This is a genomic window from Nakamurella panacisegetis (genome assembly GCF_900104535.1).
Classification (GTDB): domain Bacteria; phylum Actinomycetota; class Actinomycetes; order Mycobacteriales; family Nakamurellaceae; genus Nakamurella; species Nakamurella panacisegetis.
Genome location: NZ_LT629710.1, coordinates 4,361,166 through 4,376,719, shown reverse-complemented (window position 1 = coordinate 4,376,719; position 15,554 = coordinate 4,361,166). Strand labels below are relative to the sequence as shown.

Genomic DNA, 15,554 nt, shown 5'->3' with positions numbered 1-15,554 from the left:
CTTTGGTCTCGAATCGGGCGCGGAATCGGCTGCTCGCCACGCTCGTGCGCCGCCGATCGGCTGCCGCTCCGGCCAACCGGCCGGGACGAGCAGGTGGTCCCCGGCGATCAAGGACCTTGTGCCCTACCAGGAGCAGGGCGGCCGGAGAAGCCTTGACGGCATGATCGAAACGGCGAAACGGACGAGCGAGCAGTTGACCGACGATGCGAGGCAGGCCCTGGCCGCGCAACCGCAGTTGCGCGGCCTGCCCATCTTCGTCCAGGTCGACAACGGAGCCGCCACCCTCTACGGGCGCACCGAGACCAAGGCCCAGGCGTTGATCGCCCAGCGGACGGTGCTTGGCGTGAGCGGCGTCCATGTGGTGGCCCAGAAGTTGCTGACCTCGGCCCCGCCGCGGTTGTCGGACACCGATATCGCCGTGGAGGTCGCGGCCGCGCTGGCGAGTGCGCCACACGTTCCGGACTCGGTCCGGGCCACCGTCCAGGACCGGCGCATCACCCTGACCGGCGAGGTCAACTGGCAGTACGAGAGCCAGGCGGCCTGCCGTGCGGTCGACGAACTGCCAGGAGCCCGGTCGGTGCTCAATGCGATCACGGTTCGTTCGGGCACCATGGCCGCCGAGCTGGAGCGGTTGATCCTGGCCACCCTGGCCAACCGGGACCCGTTGTCCGACATCCGGTTGACGGTCACCACCAACAGCCGCGGCGCCATCATGCTCGACGGCACCGTACCGACGGTGGAAGCCCGGCGCGAAGCGGAGGCGATCTGCTGGGGAGTCCCGGGGGCGGCGTCGGTGACCAACCACCTCGTCGTCGCGCCGATCACGCAGGGCGCGGGCGAGACCAGTCGGCTCGGTGCCCAGCGGTGAGGAGTCCCCGACCGCCCTTCCCCGCCGCACCGGACGCCCCCTGCCCGCCGTCCAGAAGGAATCGAGAGAAAGAGGAATCGTGAGCGAATCCAGCAAGAAGAGGGTCGTCGTCGGCGTCGACGGTTCGGCCGCGGCGACCGCGGCCGCCCGGTGGGCGGCCGACGAGGCGCAACGGCGAGGCTGCTCCCTCGATCTGATCGAGTCCTATCTGATTCCGGTGGGGTACGCCGGGCCCGGAGCGGTGCTTCCCCCCGAGTTGTTCGACGCTCCACGGCTGAGTGCCGAAGAGGACCTGAAGCGGACGATGGCCGAGATCCGGGCCCAGCATCCCGACCTGGAGATGACCTCGACGGTCAGCATGGACACGCCGTCGGCCTCGCTGCGAAAGGCCTCGGCCGGAGCCGAACTGGTCGTCGTCGGCTCGCACGGCCAGGGTCTGGCCAGTGAGACGCTGCTGGGGTCGGTCGCGCAGAAGATCGTCAGCCACAATCCGGCTCCGGTGGCGGTGATTCGGACCGACCCGCACGATCACGGCTCGACGCCACCTGCTCCGGACGCTCCGGTGCTCGTCGGTCTGGACGGGTCCAGCGGCTCCGAGAGCGCTCTGGCCTTCGCGTTCGAGGAGGCCGGCCTGCGCGGCGTGGAACTGCTCGCCGTCCGTTGCTGGGACGACGAACCGCTGGACGGCTTCCTGCAGGCCTACCCGCTGGAGATCGACCGCGCCCAGTTGGACCTCAAGGAACGGGCCGAACTGGACGCCCAGCTCGCACCCTGGCTGGAGAAGGACCCGTCGATCAAGGTCCGTCCGATCGTCCGCCGAGGCCGGTCCACCCAAGCGTTGCTGAAGGAAGCGGCGGCGGTGAAACCGGCGCTGCTGGTTCTGGGCAGCCGCGGCCGAGGCGGCTTCGCCGGATTGCTGCTCGGTTCCACCAGCCACGAGACCGTCGCCTACGCGGTGTGCCCGGTGGTCATCGTCCATCCGCCTCGGGCCTGAGCTCACCGAGCCGGCGGGACGCACCCGGCGCGCCGCCGGTCACCCTCCACAGAAAGGTAGACAACCCATGAACGACCCCCGGACCGACGTCGGTCAGATCCTGGTCGCCGTGGACGGATCCCCGGCCTCGTTGGAGGCGCTGCGTCACGCTCACCGGATGGCCACCTTGCTCGGTGACGAGCTGGTGGCGGTCACGGCGTGGCAGCCGTTCCGCCGCCTGGTGCTTCCGCCGCCCACCGCCCACCCGCAGGAGGCCGCCGAACAGTTGTTGGCCGCCAGCGTCATCGAGGCCTTCCGCGGACAGGTCACACCGCTGGTGCGCACCATGGTCGTCGAGGGCGACCCGGCCGACTGCCTGGTCAAGCTCAGCCGCGACGCCGACCTCCTGGTGGTCGGGAGCCGCGGTCACTCGGGATTGGCCGGTGCCGTGCTGGGATCGGTCAGCGCCCACTGCGCGGCCCACGCACACTGCTCGGTGCTGGTGGTGCACGCCCCGCCGGGCGCAGCCGCCGCCGAGGACGCCGAGGCCGCCGTCGAGTCACCGGATCCCGCGGAGCGGATCGTCGTGACCTACTGAAGGCCTACTGAAGGCAGGCCCGCCTGAAGTCCGGCGCCGCCGGATCCGGGTTGCCGGATCCGGCGGTTGGTGCGGAGCCTCAGCCGGGCGGGAGTGCCCCTCAGCCGGGTGACCGCGCCGGATCTTCCGCACCGGCAGCCGGATCCCCGGTTCCGGCCGATGCCTCGGGCCCGGTGACGACCCGACCATGGCGGTCGACCACGACGACCGGGCAGGTGGCGTGCCGACGGACGGTCCGTTCGACCGGACCGCGAAGAAGGTCGCGCACGGCCCGTTTCTCGCGGGCTCCCAGCACGATCATCCGGGCGTTCCCGGACCGCTGCAGCAACGCGGTCGCGGCCCGGCCGTGAACGCTGCTCTGGGTCACCGCGGGCGGACCGGCCATTCCGCGCACGGCGGCCGAGACCTCGGTCTGCAGCAGACAGACCGAAGCCGTGGACAATTCGTGGGCCGACGCGAACAGCACATCGGTGAAATCCTGGGGCTCCCAGCAATGGATCACTTCCACCGGCACCTGTGCCGTCACGGCCTCGTGCAGTGCCCATCGGAGGGCGGCCAGACTGCTGTCCGACCCGTCCAGCCCCACGATGATGGGCCGCGAGTCGTGAGCACTTGCGGACATGACATTGCCTCTCTCGTTTTCCTGGATGGCTCCGGCGGTCCTCCTCCGCCGGTACCTCCAAGGAACGCTCCGTCGAGATGTTCTCGACAGAGCCGAAAGTCCCATCCTTCCCGGGCGATGACGGACCGCCGATCCGCTCGGCCCGGGGAGTCCGTCGGCCCGGGCGGGTGGGACCAAATGCCCTGGCGTCCGGGCGTCGGGCGGAGCGAACATATTCGGCGGCAGGTCAAGGGAAATGACATCGGGGCGCATGCAGCGGCCCCCTTCGGGTTGATCAGACATCGCCCGATTTCGGCACCACGTCAAGGCATCGGCGGTCCGACATGACACGAGCTGGGCATCACGGCCGCTTTCGGGGTCATCTTCCTGGCCTGGCCTGGCCTGGCCTGGCCCGGTCGGTACGGTCGATCGGGCGGCCCGAATGACGCCGTGCCCGCCCCGGCCGAGCGGGGCGGTCGGCTGAGATGAATCGCTACCGGCGCGACAAGGATGCGGCCCGGCGGCGGTTGGCCGCACGTGGGCGAAGGACGCTGGCCGCACCTTCGTGGGGGAACATCGAATACGCCGTCTGGGGCGAAGGCCCGCCGGTGCTTCTGAGCCATCCGCTGTTCGGCGGGTTCGACATCGGGCCGGGCCATCAGGATCAGGGCGCCGGTGCCCGGATGCTGTTCGGCTCCGACCTGTTGTTCTGGGTCCTCAAGCAGTACGCACCGCCGGTGCTCGCGCGAATCCTGGGCCAGCCCAAGGGGTTTCACCCCACCGACGACGAGGCCCGGCGGGTGCGGGACGCCGAGCAGAGCCTGTTCCCGATTCGGCCCCGCAAGCGCGGTGCTCTGTTCGACACCTTCGTGTCCAATCCCGATGTCCAACGATATCCACTCCAGGACCTCGCGGTACCGACGCTGATCATCAACGCCGAGGACGACGGCCTGTCGGCGTTCGAGAACGCCGCCCGGGCGGCGAAGCGCATCCCTGGGGCGAAGCTGGTCGCGGTGGAACGGGGCGGCCACCTGCTGCTCGGACGCCAGAGCCGGGTCCGGGACGAGATCGGGGCCTTCATGGCCGGGGCATCCTGACGCGTCCAGATCCGACGTCGGCGGGCCCGACGACACTCGGGGCCGCCGGCCCGTTCGCATGGGACCAAAGACTCTCGTCGCGATCGGCCGACGACGCCAGACTGACCTCATGACGACTTCACTCAAGGCCTCCGACGTCGCACTCCGCAACTCCGTCCTGCAGGAACTGGAATGGACGCCCAGCGTCGACGCGGCGAACATCGGGGTCGCCGTCAGCGACGGCGCCGTGACGCTCTCCGGCGAGGTCGGGACCTATCCCGAGAAGGCACAGGCGAGAAAGGCGGCCCTTCGTGTGCGTGGGGTCACCGCGATCGCGGACGAGATCACCGTCCGAGCGAACTGGGCGCCCAACGACACCGACATCGCGCGTCTGGCCGGCGAATCCCTGGAGCACGCAGTCGACGTGCCCGACGGCGCGGTCAAGGCCACCGTCCACGACCAGGTCGTCGAGCTGACCGGGGTCGTGTCCTGGGAGTACCAGCGGCGGGCGGCCTACCGGGCGGTGGCCTTCATCAAGGGTGTCGTCGCCGTCAACAACCACATCCGTATCGGTGCTCCGTTCCATCAGCTGACGGCCGTGGAAGCCATCAAGGCCGCACTGGCCCGCAACATCCATGTTCGCCCCGACCGGATCCACGTCTCGGCGACCCCGAAAGCGACGGTGCATCTCACCGGGACCACCAGCTCGTGGTTCGAACGCGAGCAGGCCGAGAAGGCGGCCTGGTCCGCGGCCGGGGTCCTGGACGTGGACAACCAGCTCCGCGTCGAGATCGACGAAACCGATTGACGAGCAACGACCACAAGGCCGGGCGGGCCGCGCCGCGGCCCGGTCGAAAGGGAAGGGAAGGGCACATGCACGCTCAGGTAGGGGACTGGTTGCTCGTGCACAATCGCACGGATCGGCAGCGTCCGCGGCGAGCCGAGATCGTCGACGTGCGGTCCGAGGACGGGTCGCCGCCGTATCTGGTCCGCTGGCTGGACTCCGGCGAGTCCACGCTGGTCTTCCCGGGATCGGACGCGACCATCGTCTCGGCGGCCGAACAGCAACGGCGGGACGAGGAGGAATCCGCGCGCGTCTCGGCCGTCCAGCAGTCGATCGCCGGTGGGCACCTGGCCCAGGGCACCGGCCATTTCCGGTGAACGATCCGCAGTGAGACCGAACCGGATTCCCGGCCGTGGGAGCAGTCCGGGCACGACGTCCCCCCGCGCCACCGATGGATCCGACCGGCCCGGCGACGGGCCGACCCGGTGAAGGCATGGGTGGTCGATCGCTGCGGCCCGATAGACCGCGGCCCGCTCCGCCGGGTGGAGCGCGAACCGCCGACACCGGCGCCCGGCCAGATCCTGGTCAGGATCAGCTGTTGCGGTGTGTGCCGCACCGACCTGCACCTGGCCGAGGGTGACCTCTCGCCCCGCCGCCCCCAGACCACTCCCGGCCACGAGATAGTCGGGCACGTCGAAGCCCTCGGAATCGGAGCCCACCGATTCCGGATCGGCGACCGGGTCGGTGTGGCCTGGCTCGGACACACCGACGGTGTCTGCCGCTACTGTCGACGCGGCGACGAGAACCTGTGCCCGGGCGCGGCGTTCACTGGCTGGGACCGCGACGGAGGCTACGCCGACGCCTGTGTCGCCGACGAGGAATTCGCCTATCCGCTACCCAGCGGGCTGAGCGACGAACAGGCCGCTCCACTGCTGTGCGCCGGGATCATCGGGTACCGGGCACTCCTGGCCGCCCGGGTGCCGGCCGGAGGCAGCGTGGCCCTCTACGGCTTCGGCGGCAGTGCCCACCTGACCGCCCAGGTCGCATTGCATCTCGGGCTTCGCGTGCATGTGCTCACCCGCGGCGAACACAACAAGTCCTTGGCCGCCGCCCTCCGGGTCGACTCGGTCGGAGACGAGCGCGAGAGGCCGCCGGAGCGGGTCGACTCGGCCATTCTCTTCGCGCCGGCCGGTGACCTGGTGCCGGTCGCGCTGCAGGCCCTCGACGCCGGCGGGACCCTCGCCGTCGCCGGGATCTACCTGTCCGAGATTCCGAGTCTGAACTACGAGACCGACTTGTTCCGGGAGCGGAGTGTCCGCAGCGTCACCGCGAACACCCGACGGGACGGGGAGGAGTTCCTCCGACTGGCCGATCGCTTCCGGCTCCGGGCGACCACGGTCGCCTACCCGATGAGCGAGGCCCCGGCGGCGTTGTCCGATCTTGCGCACGGGCGCTTCCGCGGGGCCGCCGTCCTGCACAACCCGTGAACGCCCGCGAGGTAGGGACCAAAGACCCTCCACCGACGACCGAACAGGGGACACGATGACTGCGACCCCCCCAACCGTCCCCGGGTGATGGTCCCGGCCGGCACACAGACCCGACGATCGAGAAGGTGTGATGAATCGACATCCAGATACCGCAGTGCTGCGGCCCGGACGGTCCGAGGTCCTGAAGGCGGTGGTTCCGGCCCAACGGATCGCCGACGTGTCGGCGCAATCCGCGGCGGGGGATCAACGGCGGCGGGAGAGCGAACTACTGCAGCTGGCCATCGACATCGCCGCCGGTCGCTGAAGTCTCCCGGCCCCGGTGCGATTCATCTGATCGGTCCCCAGATCTGATCCGTGCGCCAGAAAGGACTGCCCCGGTCATGTCGATCCTCACCAGCCGCACCGATGCGGATCTCAAGAGTGCCGTGCTGCAGGAGCTGGAGTGGACGCCCAGCGTCGACGCCGTCAACATCGGCGTGTCGGTGACCGACGGCGCGGTCACTCTGTCCGGAGAGGTCGACAGCTACCCGGACAAGGAGCAGGCCGAGCGGGCCGCGCTGCGGGTGCGTGGCGTCCTGGCCGTGGCCGATGAGATCGTGGTGCGCTCCCTGGTCCCGACCAATGACACCGACGTCGCCCGGCACGCGGCCGAGGCGATCGAGCACGCGGTCGATGTGCCCGACCACACCGTCAAGGTGACGGTCCGGCACGGAGTGGTCACGCTCACCGGCGCGGTGGCGTGGCAGTACCAGCGGGACGCGGCCCGACGCGCCGTGGCCTACCTGAAGGGTGTCCGCGGCGTGGTCAACGACATCAAGATCCACCGGGGCGGGATGGCCGCCGACGCCAAGGCCGCGATCGTGGCCGCCCTGCACCGCAACGCCCAGGTCGAGGCGCAGAACATCACCGTCACCGCCACTCCCGACGGGACGGTCCGCCTGTCCGGGAGCGCCCATTCCTGGTTCGAACGACAGCAGGCCGAGCATGCGGCGTGGAGCGCCCCCGGTGTCACCGACGTGGAGAACGAGCTCCGCGTGCAGTTCTGAAAGCTGCCGCGTCGCTCATCGGCCGCCCACCGCGGACGAGTCCTGCCGTTGCCGGCGGCCGACGACGGCCGCGAGAACCCCCGCCCCGACGCACAGCAGCCACTCACCGTAGGTCAGCGGGCGGGTGTGGAAGAGGGCCAGCAAAGGGGACCAGGTCACGGCCAGCACGACAAGGAGCAGATTCAGCCCCACGCTCGCCGGGAGCAGCGGGTTGTGCCGGATCGCGCGACCCGGTCGCAGCGCGACGGCCACGCCTAGCTGGGCGAACGTCAGGGCGACGAAGATGGTGCTCTGGGCCGACCCGCCGGTCGCGGCCCCGATCCGGCCGGCGAGCAGGCAGACGGTGGCGATCCAGGTCCCGAGCAGGGCGACCCGGAGTCCCGCTCGGCGATCCAGGAGTTGATCGGTCGGTGTGCGCGGCGGCCGGGTCAGCACGTCGGCCACGGCCGGCTCGCTGCCCATGGCGACGCCCGGCAGGCCGTGGGTGAGCAGGTTGATCCACAGGATCTGGCCCGCCGACAGGGGCACCGGGACCACCAGGACCGGCCCGATGATCATGATGACGATCTCCGCGATGCCGCCACTGACCGCGTAGTGCAGGAACCGGCGCAGGTTGTCCGCGGCCCGGCGTCCTTCACGCACGGCCGAGATCATCGACGGCAGGCCGTCGTCGGTGAGGATCAGGTCGGCCGTCTGCTTGGCTACCTCGGAACCGCGTCGACCCATGGCGACACCGATGTCGGCCTGGCGGAGGGCCGGGGCGTCGTTGACTCCGTCACCGGTCATGGCGACCAGTTGCCCGCGGCGTTGCAGCTCGCCGACGATCGCTCGCTTCTCCTCCGGCCGCACCCGGGCCAGCACGCTTCCGTCGGCTCCGGCCAGGAATTCGGCGGCCGAGAGCGGGTGATCTCCCGGTCCGATGAGGCCGATCGCCGACGCGATCGCCTGTGCGGTCGCCTGGTGGTCGCCGGTGACCATCACCGGCCGGATACCGGCCCGCCGGAACTGTTCGATCATTCCTCGGGCCGTGCTGCGCGGAGCGTCGGTGATGGCGACGAGGCCCAACAGGTGCCACCGGCCGTCCGTGCGGCCGGCGACCGCGATTACCCGGCTCCCGGCCGCCGCCCAGCGCTCGGCCATCGCCCCGGCCGCCGGGTCGGACTCGTCCAGCACCGATCCCAGTACCGCCTCGGGCGATCCCTTGCACAGCTCGACCTGCCGGTTGCCCGACCGATGGGTGGTCTGCATGCGGGTCGCCGCCGCATCGAAGGGGATCTCGCCGACCCGGACCCACCGACGCCGGAGGGCCGCGACGTCGATCCCGGCTGCGGTCGCCGCATCGACCAGGGCGACCTCGAGCGGGTCGTCATGCGTGCTCGGCAGCGGGTCGTCGGCGTTCCTGGCATTGTTGCAGAGCGCCGCGGCCGACAGCAGATCCACTCCGCCCACCGCGACCGAGATATCGGGGGCCCAGGTGTCGGACACCGACATCCGGCCCTCCGTCAGGGTTCCCGTCTTGTCCACGGCCAGCACGGTCACCGACCCGAGGGCCTCGACCGCGGCCAGATGGCGGGCCAGGACGCCGGCCTCGGCCATCCGTCGCGCGGCCAGCGCGAGCGCGATGGCCGAAACCGCGGGCAGCGACTCGGGGATGGCGGCCACGGCGAGGCTGATCGCCAGGACGACACTGGTTTCCAGGCCGTGGCCCATGGCCAGATTCAGCCCGGCCACCACCACGGCCGCGGCCGCCGCAGCGACGGCCAGGCGGTGCCCCAGGGTGGCCAACTGACGTTGCAGAGGCGTGCCGGCCGGCCGGATCTTGCTCAGCGAGGCCGCGATCGAGCCGATCGAGGATCTGGCCCCGGTCTCCTGCACGACGGCCAGACCCCGACCCGTGCTGACCACTGTGCCGGCGGCCAGCCGATCGCCGTCGGTCTTCTCGACCGGTATCGACTCACCGGTCAACATCGACTCGTCCACCCGCAGGAACTGGGCCAGGGACAGGGTGGCATCGGCGGCCACGATGTCGCCGCCGCTGACGGCGAGCAGATCCCCCCGCACCACCTGGCTGGAGGGGATCAGCCGCGGGACCGCGTCGCGGATGACCGTTGCCTGCGGAGCGGTCAGATCGGCCAGGGCGGCGATCGACCGCGCCGACCGCACCTCCTGGACGGTTCCGAGAATCGTGTTCAGCACGATGACCGCGACGATGACGGCGCAGTCGGTCCAATCCGCGGTGAGCGCGGTCAACCCAGCTGCGGTCAGCAGTACCAACATGATGGTGTCGAGCAGTTGCCGCCGGACCGTGGTGAGCAGATGCGACGAACGAACGGTCGGCACGTCGTTGCGGCCGTCGCGTTCCAACCGCGACGCGGCCACCGAACTGCTCAGGCCGGTCGGCGCCGAGCCGGGAACGGTCGGCGAGCGACCGGCGTCAGCCATGGCCGGGAGCCTTCCGCATCGTGGCCCCGACGACCTAGGGCCGAAGGTCACCGGCCGCGTCGGCCGGATCGACAAGCTCGGTCCGGTTCGTGCGACGGCCCGGACCGGGCAGTTGCGGGGTCCGGTCGGTGGGGACCTTCGGCCCTTCTCGGACCGCCGCGCCCCGGATCAGAATGGGCTCGGCGCGGCCGTGCGGGATCTGCTTGCTGCTCGGCCGTGCTCATCAGGCGAAGGGAAGTGCGCGCATGTCGACTCAGATATCGGCCCAGGACGGGGACGCGGCCGGGACCGGCCGTCCGGCCGAACGACGGACCGGGAGAAAGGCGCGGTCCTGGGCCGACCTGAGCCCAGGAGCGAAACGGGGAACCGTCGTCGGTGCGGCCGTGCAGCTGGCCCTGTTGACGGCCGCCCTGCGCGATATCGCACGCCGCCCGCAGAACGAGATCCGTGGACCCAAGGGGATGTGGGTGGCGGTCAGCTTCATCAACTTCGTCGGTCCGGTGGCCTATTTCGTGTTCGGGCACCAGCGCGTGCGCCGCCACTGACCGTGGGGCCGATCGGTTGACGGGTGGGGACTTTCGGCCCTTTGACGGGCCGGTAGGAGTTCCGATGATGGAAGGCGCGGGCGGGACAGACCCGCCGACGCGACGGAGAGGAACCCGAACATGTCCATCGTGAAAGCGAAGAATGCTGTGACCTGGCCGTCCGAAGAACTATGGTCCGACGACTGGTTCGACCGGGCGTTTCGCGGTCTGTTCCGCAACTACTTCGCCGGCGGGGATCAGGTGGACCCGTTCGTCGACGGCCGGACCAAGATGATCAAGGTGGAGGAGTACGTCGAGGACGGACACGGAGTGATCCGGGCCGAGCTCCCGGGCGTCGATCCGGAGAAGGACATCGAGATCACCGTCGCTGACGGGATTCTGCACCTGGCCGCCCAGCGGGAGGAACGGGACGAGGAGAAGCGGCCGGACGGCTACCGCTCGGAGTTCCGATACGGCAGCTACCGCCGGTCCGTGCGGCTGCCCGAGGGCGTCACCAGTTCCGATGTCAAGGCCAGCTACAAGGACGGCATCCTGGAGGTACGCATTTCGATGCCGACCAACCCGCCGGTGTCCGCGGCCTCCCGGATCGCGATCGAAAAGGGCTGACGAAGGGGGCAGTGAGATGCATACAGCGCAATTGCAGGCCGACACCGACCTGCAGGACGCGGTGCGTAAAGAGCTGCAGTGGACACCGGCCGTCCACGACGCCCACATCGGGGTGGCCGTCACCGACGGTGCGGTGACCCTGTCCGGCGAGGTGAACAGCTACCCCGAGAAGGTACAGGCGGCCAAGGCTGCATTTCGGGTGCGCGGCGTGACCGCCGTCGCCGACGAGATCGAGGTCCGCAGCGATTCGGTGGTCAACGATGCCGACGTCGCCCGGGCGGCCACTCGTGCCCTGGAACGCGCGGTCGACGTGCCGGACAACTGCGTCAAGGTCGCCGTGCACCACAACGTGATCACTCTGACCGGTTCAGTGCCCTGGCAGTTCCAACGGGCCGCGGCTCGGCGAGCGGTCGCCTATCTCAAGGGCGTGGTCGACGTCGTCGACGAGATCAAGTTGCGCCCGACCGCACCGGCGGCCGGAACCAGACGAGCGATCACGGCCGCCCTGCATCGCAATGCCCAGGTCGAGGCGGACGGGATCGAGGTCACCGACGACCCGGGCGGTGTGGTCGAGTTGACCGGTACCGTCCATTCCTGGTCGGCGCGGATGCAGGCCGAGCACGCGGCTTGGGCGGCGCCCGGTGTGACCAAGGTGAGGAATCTGTTGGTGGTTCGGGGCTGATCGAAGAAATCGCCCCCCCCCCCCCGGTTCAGCTGGCCCGATCGTCGATCATCGATCGGGCCAGTTGGGCTGTGCGCTGCGGGTCGTGACCGGTGTCGATGACCGCAGCCTCCGGCCAGGGATCGAAGTGCGCGGCCATGGTCGTCGCGATCTCACCGGTGGCGTCCGACGGATCGCCGGAACCTCGTCGTCGAGCGATCCGGTCCATGGCCACCGAGGTCCCCACCGTGCAGCGGAGTTCGGCGATCGGACTGGACGAGTCGGCCGCGACGGAGCGCGCCCGGGCACGCTGGGCGGCCGAACTCCAGCTGGCATCCAGGACGACCGTCTCGCCCATGTCCAGCATCTCCCGCGCCCGGACGAGCATTGCGGCGTAGGCCATCTCGGAGATCTCGGGGCGGTAGAGGCCCGCTTCCCACGCCGCTCCGGCGCGTGCTTCCGGGTCGATGCCGTTGATCTCCTTTCGCACCCGGTCGGACCGCACGATCGCCCCGTTGAGTTGGTCGGCCAGGGCTCCGGAGAGGGTCGACTTCCCGGTTCCGGGCAGTCCGCCGACCAGGATCAGCCGGGGTTGACCGACGCGCAGGTGCCATTGGGCCATGGTCAGCAGAAATCGCGCCCGCTGCTCCTCTTCGACCACACCCTGCTCGTGGCGCAGACACGCCACCTTCGCCCGGACGAGCGCCCGATAGGCGGTGTAGTGGTGTTCCAGTGAGGTCGACCTGGGTCCGGCCGAGAATTCGGCGTACAGATCCAGGAATCGGCTGCCGAGCCTGGGCGCACCCAGCCGCTCGAGATCCATGGCCAGGAAACAGGCATCGTCCAGCCCGTCCACCCAACGGAGCCGATCGTCGAACTCCAGGCAATCCAGCGCGCGCGGCCCGTCGGGCAGGCAGAAGACGTCGTCGGCGATCAGATCACCGTGACCGTCGCAGTTGCGCCGTTGTTCGGCCCGAGCACGGAACAGCGCGGCCCGCCCGGCGATGTAGCCCAAGGCCCGGCCGGCCACGTCGTCCAGCACATCGGGTTCCAGCGGATCACCTCGGAAGCGGGACATCTCGTCCAGATTGTCGCGCCAACGGCGTTCCAGCCCGGCCGCGGAGGCGGCCGCGTCGATCCGAGGGCCGCGTTCGGCTCGGGAGTGGAAGGCGGCCAGCATCTTGGCCAGGGCCCGTAGTTCGTCGTCGACGTCGGCCCCCTGTCGGACCAAGGTGGACAACCGTCGGTCGGCCGGCATGCGCCGCATGACCAGGATCCAGTCGCAGGGCCGTCCGGCTCCGTCCGACACCTCGGCCACATCCAGATAGACGTCAGGGGCGAGACGTCGATTGAGTTCCAGCTCCCGGTGGCACACCGCCTTCCGGGCCTGGGGCGTGGTGAAGTCCAGGAATCCGAGGTCCACCGGCTTCTTTATCTTGAACGCCTTGTCGCCGATGAAGGTCACGACCGCACAGTGAGTCTCGGCAATCGCTGCCGGTTCCGGCTCGGTCACGATCACGACTCCGCCCGGGCGATCTCGGTCCGTTCCCGGTCCCGGTGCCGTGTGTTCGGCCGTCCGCCCGGAGCGGGCGAGAGGTGCCCGACCTTGAACTCGGTCCATCGTTGATCGTCACCCGTCCGTTCGGCGTCAATGAGGGGCCGATGTCCCGCTCCCTGACTCTTTCTCAGCCTGCGGGACGGAGGGATCGGCCGTCGTGCCCGATCCTGATCCTGCTCCAGTGGGCGAGGTCCGGCCTAGGGCCGAAGGTCATCAGGACCGGAGGTTCCGCGCGGCCGGGGCACCGGCCTGACACAACACCACCGCCGACGTATACGCCATGAGAGCGACATCGGCCGGAACTACCCGGATGCCACCGTCACCCGTAAGGGTCGAATCCTCGCACGCGGCGGCATCCGCCAGCAATCATTCGCTCATTACCATCCGATTACGCAGACGCCGGCATTCCCGCTCACGCGCGACTGACGAACGCGGTCAGGAACGTCACCGCTGCGGCGACTCCGATGACCACCGCCAAGACGATCATTCTCCGGCCTCCTCGTCCCGATTCAGTCGATACCGGGCCAGCACGAACGCCATCTGCGGCAACGCATCCGACCGGATCGAACCCTCCAGATCCCGAGCCGCTTCGACCAACGCGTCGTGCACGACGCCGGGAGCGAACCGCCCGGCGCACTCCGACTCGAGTTGATCGACCATGGAGGGATCCAGATGCGGCACAGCACGACTGACAGTCATGGAACGACCCCTTTCCCCGAGCGGGATACGCCGCAGACGTTCGGCGGTGATATCCGGTGAATTCCATTGTGCCCGGCCGGGCCATGCCACCTAGGGTCAAAAGGCCTTCGTTCGGAACCGGTCACGGCGGAACGTCGGCTCCGGACTGGTCGTGCTCGGGGCCGGGCGCCGGCGGCGATTGGCCGTCGGAGTGACGCAACCCGGCGAGGAACAGGTCCACCGCATAGCTGACGCCTTCGGCCGGATCGATGGCGTCGAACAGGCCGAGGGGACCGAGGCGACCGCTCGCCGTTGTCTGCGCGCGCGCGGTGGGCAGCCCGTCGACCTGGGCGACCAGGAACCCGACGATGATGCCGAGGAGGCCCCGGAAAGCGTGCACCATCTGGGGTCCGGACAATCCGGCTTCGGCCAGCATCCGCAGGATCGACTCCAGCAAACGCATCACGGCACCGCCCGCGTCGGGTGCCGAGATCAGAGTCCGAGGCCGGAGCTGTTCCGCGGCCAGTACTTCGAACAGAACTGGGTTGTCCAGGCCGGCCTGATACAGATCCAGGAGCACCGTCCGGAGCCGATCGGGCCAGGGCAGCGCCGGGTCCGGAGCGGGTATCAGGGCCACCGAACGGTCGGCCATCAGCACCAGGAGCGCATCCCGGCTGGGCACCCAGTGGTAGAGCGACATCACCTCCACCCCGAGCGCGTTGGCCACCTTGCGCATCGAGACCCCGGCCACGCCGCCGACGCGGGCCAGAGCCAGGGCCTGGTCGACGATCAGGTCCCGGTTCAGGTGCCGCAACGGGGCCTGCCGTGAACGGCCGGTGGTCATGACGCCGGCCGCGACGCAGGCACGCTCCGGACCGGGGGAGGGAGGCCGCCGTTGCGGACGACCTCGGCCGCGAGCACGTGCAGCCGGACATTGCGCTCCCGCGACAGTCGGCGCAGGACGCCGAACGCCTCGATGGCCCTGACGCCCAACTCGTTCATCAGGATGCCCTCGGCCTGACCGATGCTGTGCCGGGCGTCAATGGCCTTCCACCAGTGGGTCGGCCCACGGACGTGGGCGAACGCGATCGATGCGTGGGCGGCGATCAAGCGGGCCGCCTCCCGATCGTCCTCGGAGTAGTCCCGCGGACGGTCGCTGTACACGTTCAGGGCGGCCATCGCGTCCTGGTCGGCGAACAGATGGACGCTGATCAGGCTGGTGATGCCCCATTCGGCGATCTCCGGGCCCCATCGTGGCCACCGGGGGTCGGTGGCCACCGCGGACGACGTCAGGACATCCCGGAAGTAGACCCCGTCGATGCAGGGGCCCTCCCACAGCCGGTGTTGCGACTTGTCGATCAATGCGACCAATTCCCCGGATGAGGCGGTCGTTTTCATCTCGCCCCCTGGCACCCGCTCGGAGACGCTGACGTGGTCGCCGAGCTCTGCGTCCACAGCGGCGGCGATGACCTGGCGCAAGGTGGTCTCGAGTTCGGCTGCGCCATCTGTCCGCGCTTGATCAGGCGGCCACGGCGCCCCTTCGGCACGATCGATTCGGTTCATCGGGATTCGACTCCATGGCCCAGGCCACGGCACGGCACGCAAATACCGGCGGTAACGCGACGGTCAGC

18 protein-coding genes are annotated in these 15,554 nt (G+C 69.8%); 12 read left to right on the top strand and 6 right to left on the bottom strand.

Features of this window, described 5'->3' with window-relative positions; genetic code table 11:
- The first annotated feature begins 160 nt into the window (after nt 1–160).
- The 3 genes from BLS97_RS19680 to BLS97_RS19670 all read left to right on the top strand — a co-directional run bounded on the left by BLS97_RS19680 (nt 161) and on the right by BLS97_RS19670 (nt 2,439).
- Complete coding sequence (locus BLS97_RS19680; RefSeq protein ID WP_090479470.1) at nt 161–868, top strand: BON domain-containing protein; 708 nt, start codon at nt 161–163, stop codon at nt 866–868.
- A gap of 79 nt (nt 869–947) precedes the next feature.
- Nucleotides 948–1,862, top strand: coding sequence for a universal stress protein (locus BLS97_RS19675; RefSeq protein ID WP_172832311.1), 915 nt, complete (start codon nt 948–950; stop codon nt 1,860–1,862).
- A gap of 67 nt (nt 1,863–1,929) precedes the next feature.
- Entirely contained in the window at nt 1,930–2,439 is a 510-nt protein-coding gene (locus tag BLS97_RS19670; protein ID WP_090479463.1) for a universal stress protein, read from the top strand.
- A 100-nt stretch (nt 2,440–2,539) separates the two neighbouring features.
- Here BLS97_RS19670 and BLS97_RS23065 read toward each other — a convergent pair whose 3' ends face one another.
- A complete protein-coding gene (locus BLS97_RS23065; protein WP_157695559.1) occupies nt 2,540–3,061 on the bottom strand; it encodes a universal stress protein in 522 nt (173 codons plus the stop codon).
- A 464-nt stretch (nt 3,062–3,525) separates the two neighbouring features.
- Here BLS97_RS23065 and BLS97_RS19660 point away from each other — a divergent pair, with 464 nt between their 5' ends.
- The 6 genes from BLS97_RS19660 (at nt 3,526) to BLS97_RS19640 (ending at nt 7,433) form a co-directional block, all read left to right on the top strand.
- On the top strand, nt 3,526–4,137 hold the full coding sequence (locus BLS97_RS19660; protein WP_157695558.1) for an alpha/beta fold hydrolase: 612 nt from the start codon (nt 3,526–3,528) through the stop codon (nt 4,135–4,137).
- A 109-nt stretch (nt 4,138–4,246) separates the two neighbouring features.
- Complete coding sequence (locus tag BLS97_RS19655; RefSeq protein WP_172832310.1) at nt 4,247–4,924, top strand: BON domain-containing protein; 678 nt, start codon at nt 4,247–4,249, stop codon at nt 4,922–4,924.
- Between the two features lie 65 nt (nt 4,925–4,989).
- A complete protein-coding gene (locus tag BLS97_RS19650; protein ID WP_090479451.1) occupies nt 4,990–5,277 on the top strand; it encodes a DUF1918 domain-containing protein in 288 nt (95 codons plus the stop codon).
- A 108-nt stretch (nt 5,278–5,385) separates the two neighbouring features.
- Nucleotides 5,386–6,387, top strand: a complete 1,002-nt coding sequence (locus tag BLS97_RS19645; RefSeq protein ID WP_090479448.1) for a zinc-dependent alcohol dehydrogenase family protein — start codon at nt 5,386–5,388, stop codon at nt 6,385–6,387.
- Nucleotides 6,388–6,517: 130 nt separating this feature from the next.
- On the top strand, nt 6,518–6,691 hold the full coding sequence (locus BLS97_RS23060; protein WP_157695557.1) for a hypothetical protein: 174 nt from the start codon (nt 6,518–6,520) through the stop codon (nt 6,689–6,691).
- 76 nt (nt 6,692–6,767) lie between these two features.
- Nucleotides 6,768–7,433: a BON domain-containing protein gene (locus tag BLS97_RS19640; RefSeq protein ID WP_090479442.1), complete on the top strand. Its 666-nt coding sequence runs from the start codon at nt 6,768–6,770 to the stop codon at nt 7,431–7,433.
- 15 nt (nt 7,434–7,448) lie between these two features.
- Here BLS97_RS19640 and BLS97_RS19635 read toward each other — a convergent pair whose 3' ends face one another.
- The gene (locus BLS97_RS19635; protein WP_090479439.1) at nt 7,449–9,875 is read right to left on the bottom strand and encodes a cation-translocating P-type ATPase; all 2,427 of its coding nucleotides are present in this window, start codon (nt 9,873–9,875) and stop codon (nt 7,449–7,451) included.
- A gap of 245 nt (nt 9,876–10,120) precedes the next feature.
- Here BLS97_RS19635 and BLS97_RS19630 point away from each other — a divergent pair, with 245 nt between their 5' ends.
- The 3 genes from BLS97_RS19630 (at nt 10,121) to BLS97_RS19620 (ending at nt 11,708) form a co-directional block, all read left to right on the top strand.
- Nucleotides 10,121–10,420 carry a PLD nuclease N-terminal domain-containing protein gene (locus tag BLS97_RS19630; RefSeq protein WP_090479436.1) on the top strand — a complete coding sequence of 100 codons (300 nt, stop codon included), beginning with the start codon at nt 10,121–10,123 and terminating at the stop codon, nt 10,418–10,420.
- A 120-nt stretch (nt 10,421–10,540) separates the two neighbouring features.
- Nucleotides 10,541–11,026: an Hsp20/alpha crystallin family protein gene (locus BLS97_RS19625; protein ID WP_090479433.1), complete on the top strand. Its 486-nt coding sequence runs from the start codon at nt 10,541–10,543 to the stop codon at nt 11,024–11,026.
- A gap of 16 nt (nt 11,027–11,042) precedes the next feature.
- Complete coding sequence (locus BLS97_RS19620) at nt 11,043–11,708, top strand: BON domain-containing protein (RefSeq protein WP_172832309.1); 666 nt, start codon at nt 11,043–11,045, stop codon at nt 11,706–11,708.
- A 28-nt stretch (nt 11,709–11,736) separates the two neighbouring features.
- Here BLS97_RS19620 and BLS97_RS19615 read toward each other — a convergent pair whose 3' ends face one another.
- From BLS97_RS19615 to BLS97_RS19600, 4 genes are all read right to left on the bottom strand, one after another.
- The gene (locus BLS97_RS19615) at nt 11,737–13,152 is read right to left on the bottom strand and encodes a bifunctional aminoglycoside phosphotransferase/ATP-binding protein (protein ID WP_197676285.1); all 1,416 of its coding nucleotides are present in this window, start codon (nt 13,150–13,152) and stop codon (nt 11,737–11,739) included.
- Nucleotides 13,153–13,728: 576 nt separating this feature from the next.
- A complete protein-coding gene (locus tag BLS97_RS19610) occupies nt 13,729–13,944 on the bottom strand; it encodes a hypothetical protein (protein WP_157695556.1) in 216 nt (71 codons plus the stop codon).
- Nucleotides 13,945–14,065: 121 nt separating this feature from the next.
- Nucleotides 14,066–14,767 (bottom strand): TetR/AcrR family transcriptional regulator, encoded by a 702-nt coding sequence (locus tag BLS97_RS19605; RefSeq protein ID WP_090479424.1) that lies wholly within the window; start codon nt 14,765–14,767, stop codon nt 14,066–14,068.
- Nucleotides 14,764–15,486: a GAF and ANTAR domain-containing protein gene (locus BLS97_RS19600; RefSeq protein ID WP_090479420.1), complete on the bottom strand. Its 723-nt coding sequence runs from the start codon at nt 15,484–15,486 to the stop codon at nt 14,764–14,766. Before BLS97_RS19600 ends, BLS97_RS19605 begins: the two co-directional genes overlap by 4 nt.
- Between the last annotated feature and the right edge of the window lie 68 nt (nt 15,487–15,554).

Excerpts from the sequence above, each read along its gene's own strand:
- BLS97_RS19630 (WP_090479436.1), top strand. The coding sequence starts at position 10,121 with ATGTCGACTCAGATATCGGCCCAGGACGGGGACGCGGCCGGGACCGGC.
- BLS97_RS19620 (WP_172832309.1), top strand. The coding sequence starts at position 11,043 with ATGCATACAGCGCAATTGCAGGCCGACACCGACCTGCAGGACGCGGTG.
- BLS97_RS19635 (WP_090479439.1), bottom strand. The coding sequence starts at position 9,875 with ATGGCTGACGCCGGTCGCTCGCCGACCGTTCCCGGCTCGGCGCCGACC.
- BLS97_RS19655 (WP_172832310.1), top strand. The coding sequence starts at position 4,247 with ATGACGACTTCACTCAAGGCCTCCGACGTCGCACTCCGCAACTCCGTC.
- BLS97_RS19605 (WP_090479424.1), bottom strand. The coding sequence starts at position 14,767 with ATGACCACCGGCCGTTCACGGCAGGCCCCGTTGCGGCACCTGAACCGG.
- BLS97_RS19660 (WP_157695558.1), top strand. The coding sequence starts at position 3,526 with ATGAATCGCTACCGGCGCGACAAGGATGCGGCCCGGCGGCGGTTGGCC.
- BLS97_RS19625 (WP_090479433.1), top strand. The coding sequence starts at position 10,541 with ATGTCCATCGTGAAAGCGAAGAATGCTGTGACCTGGCCGTCCGAAGAA.
- BLS97_RS19670 (WP_090479463.1), top strand. The coding sequence starts at position 1,930 with ATGAACGACCCCCGGACCGACGTCGGTCAGATCCTGGTCGCCGTGGAC.
- BLS97_RS19610 (WP_157695556.1), bottom strand. The coding sequence starts at position 13,944 with ATGACTGTCAGTCGTGCTGTGCCGCATCTGGATCCCTCCATGGTCGAT.
- BLS97_RS19680 (WP_090479470.1), top strand. The coding sequence starts at position 161 with ATGATCGAAACGGCGAAACGGACGAGCGAGCAGTTGACCGACGATGCG.
- BLS97_RS23065 (WP_157695559.1), bottom strand. The coding sequence starts at position 3,061 with ATGTCCGCAAGTGCTCACGACTCGCGGCCCATCATCGTGGGGCTGGAC.
- BLS97_RS23060 (WP_157695557.1), top strand. The coding sequence starts at position 6,518 with ATGAATCGACATCCAGATACCGCAGTGCTGCGGCCCGGACGGTCCGAG.
- BLS97_RS19640 (WP_090479442.1), top strand. The coding sequence starts at position 6,768 with ATGTCGATCCTCACCAGCCGCACCGATGCGGATCTCAAGAGTGCCGTG.
- BLS97_RS19650 (WP_090479451.1), top strand. The coding sequence starts at position 4,990 with ATGCACGCTCAGGTAGGGGACTGGTTGCTCGTGCACAATCGCACGGAT.
- BLS97_RS19600 (WP_090479420.1), bottom strand. The coding sequence starts at position 15,486 with ATGAACCGAATCGATCGTGCCGAAGGGGCGCCGTGGCCGCCTGATCAA.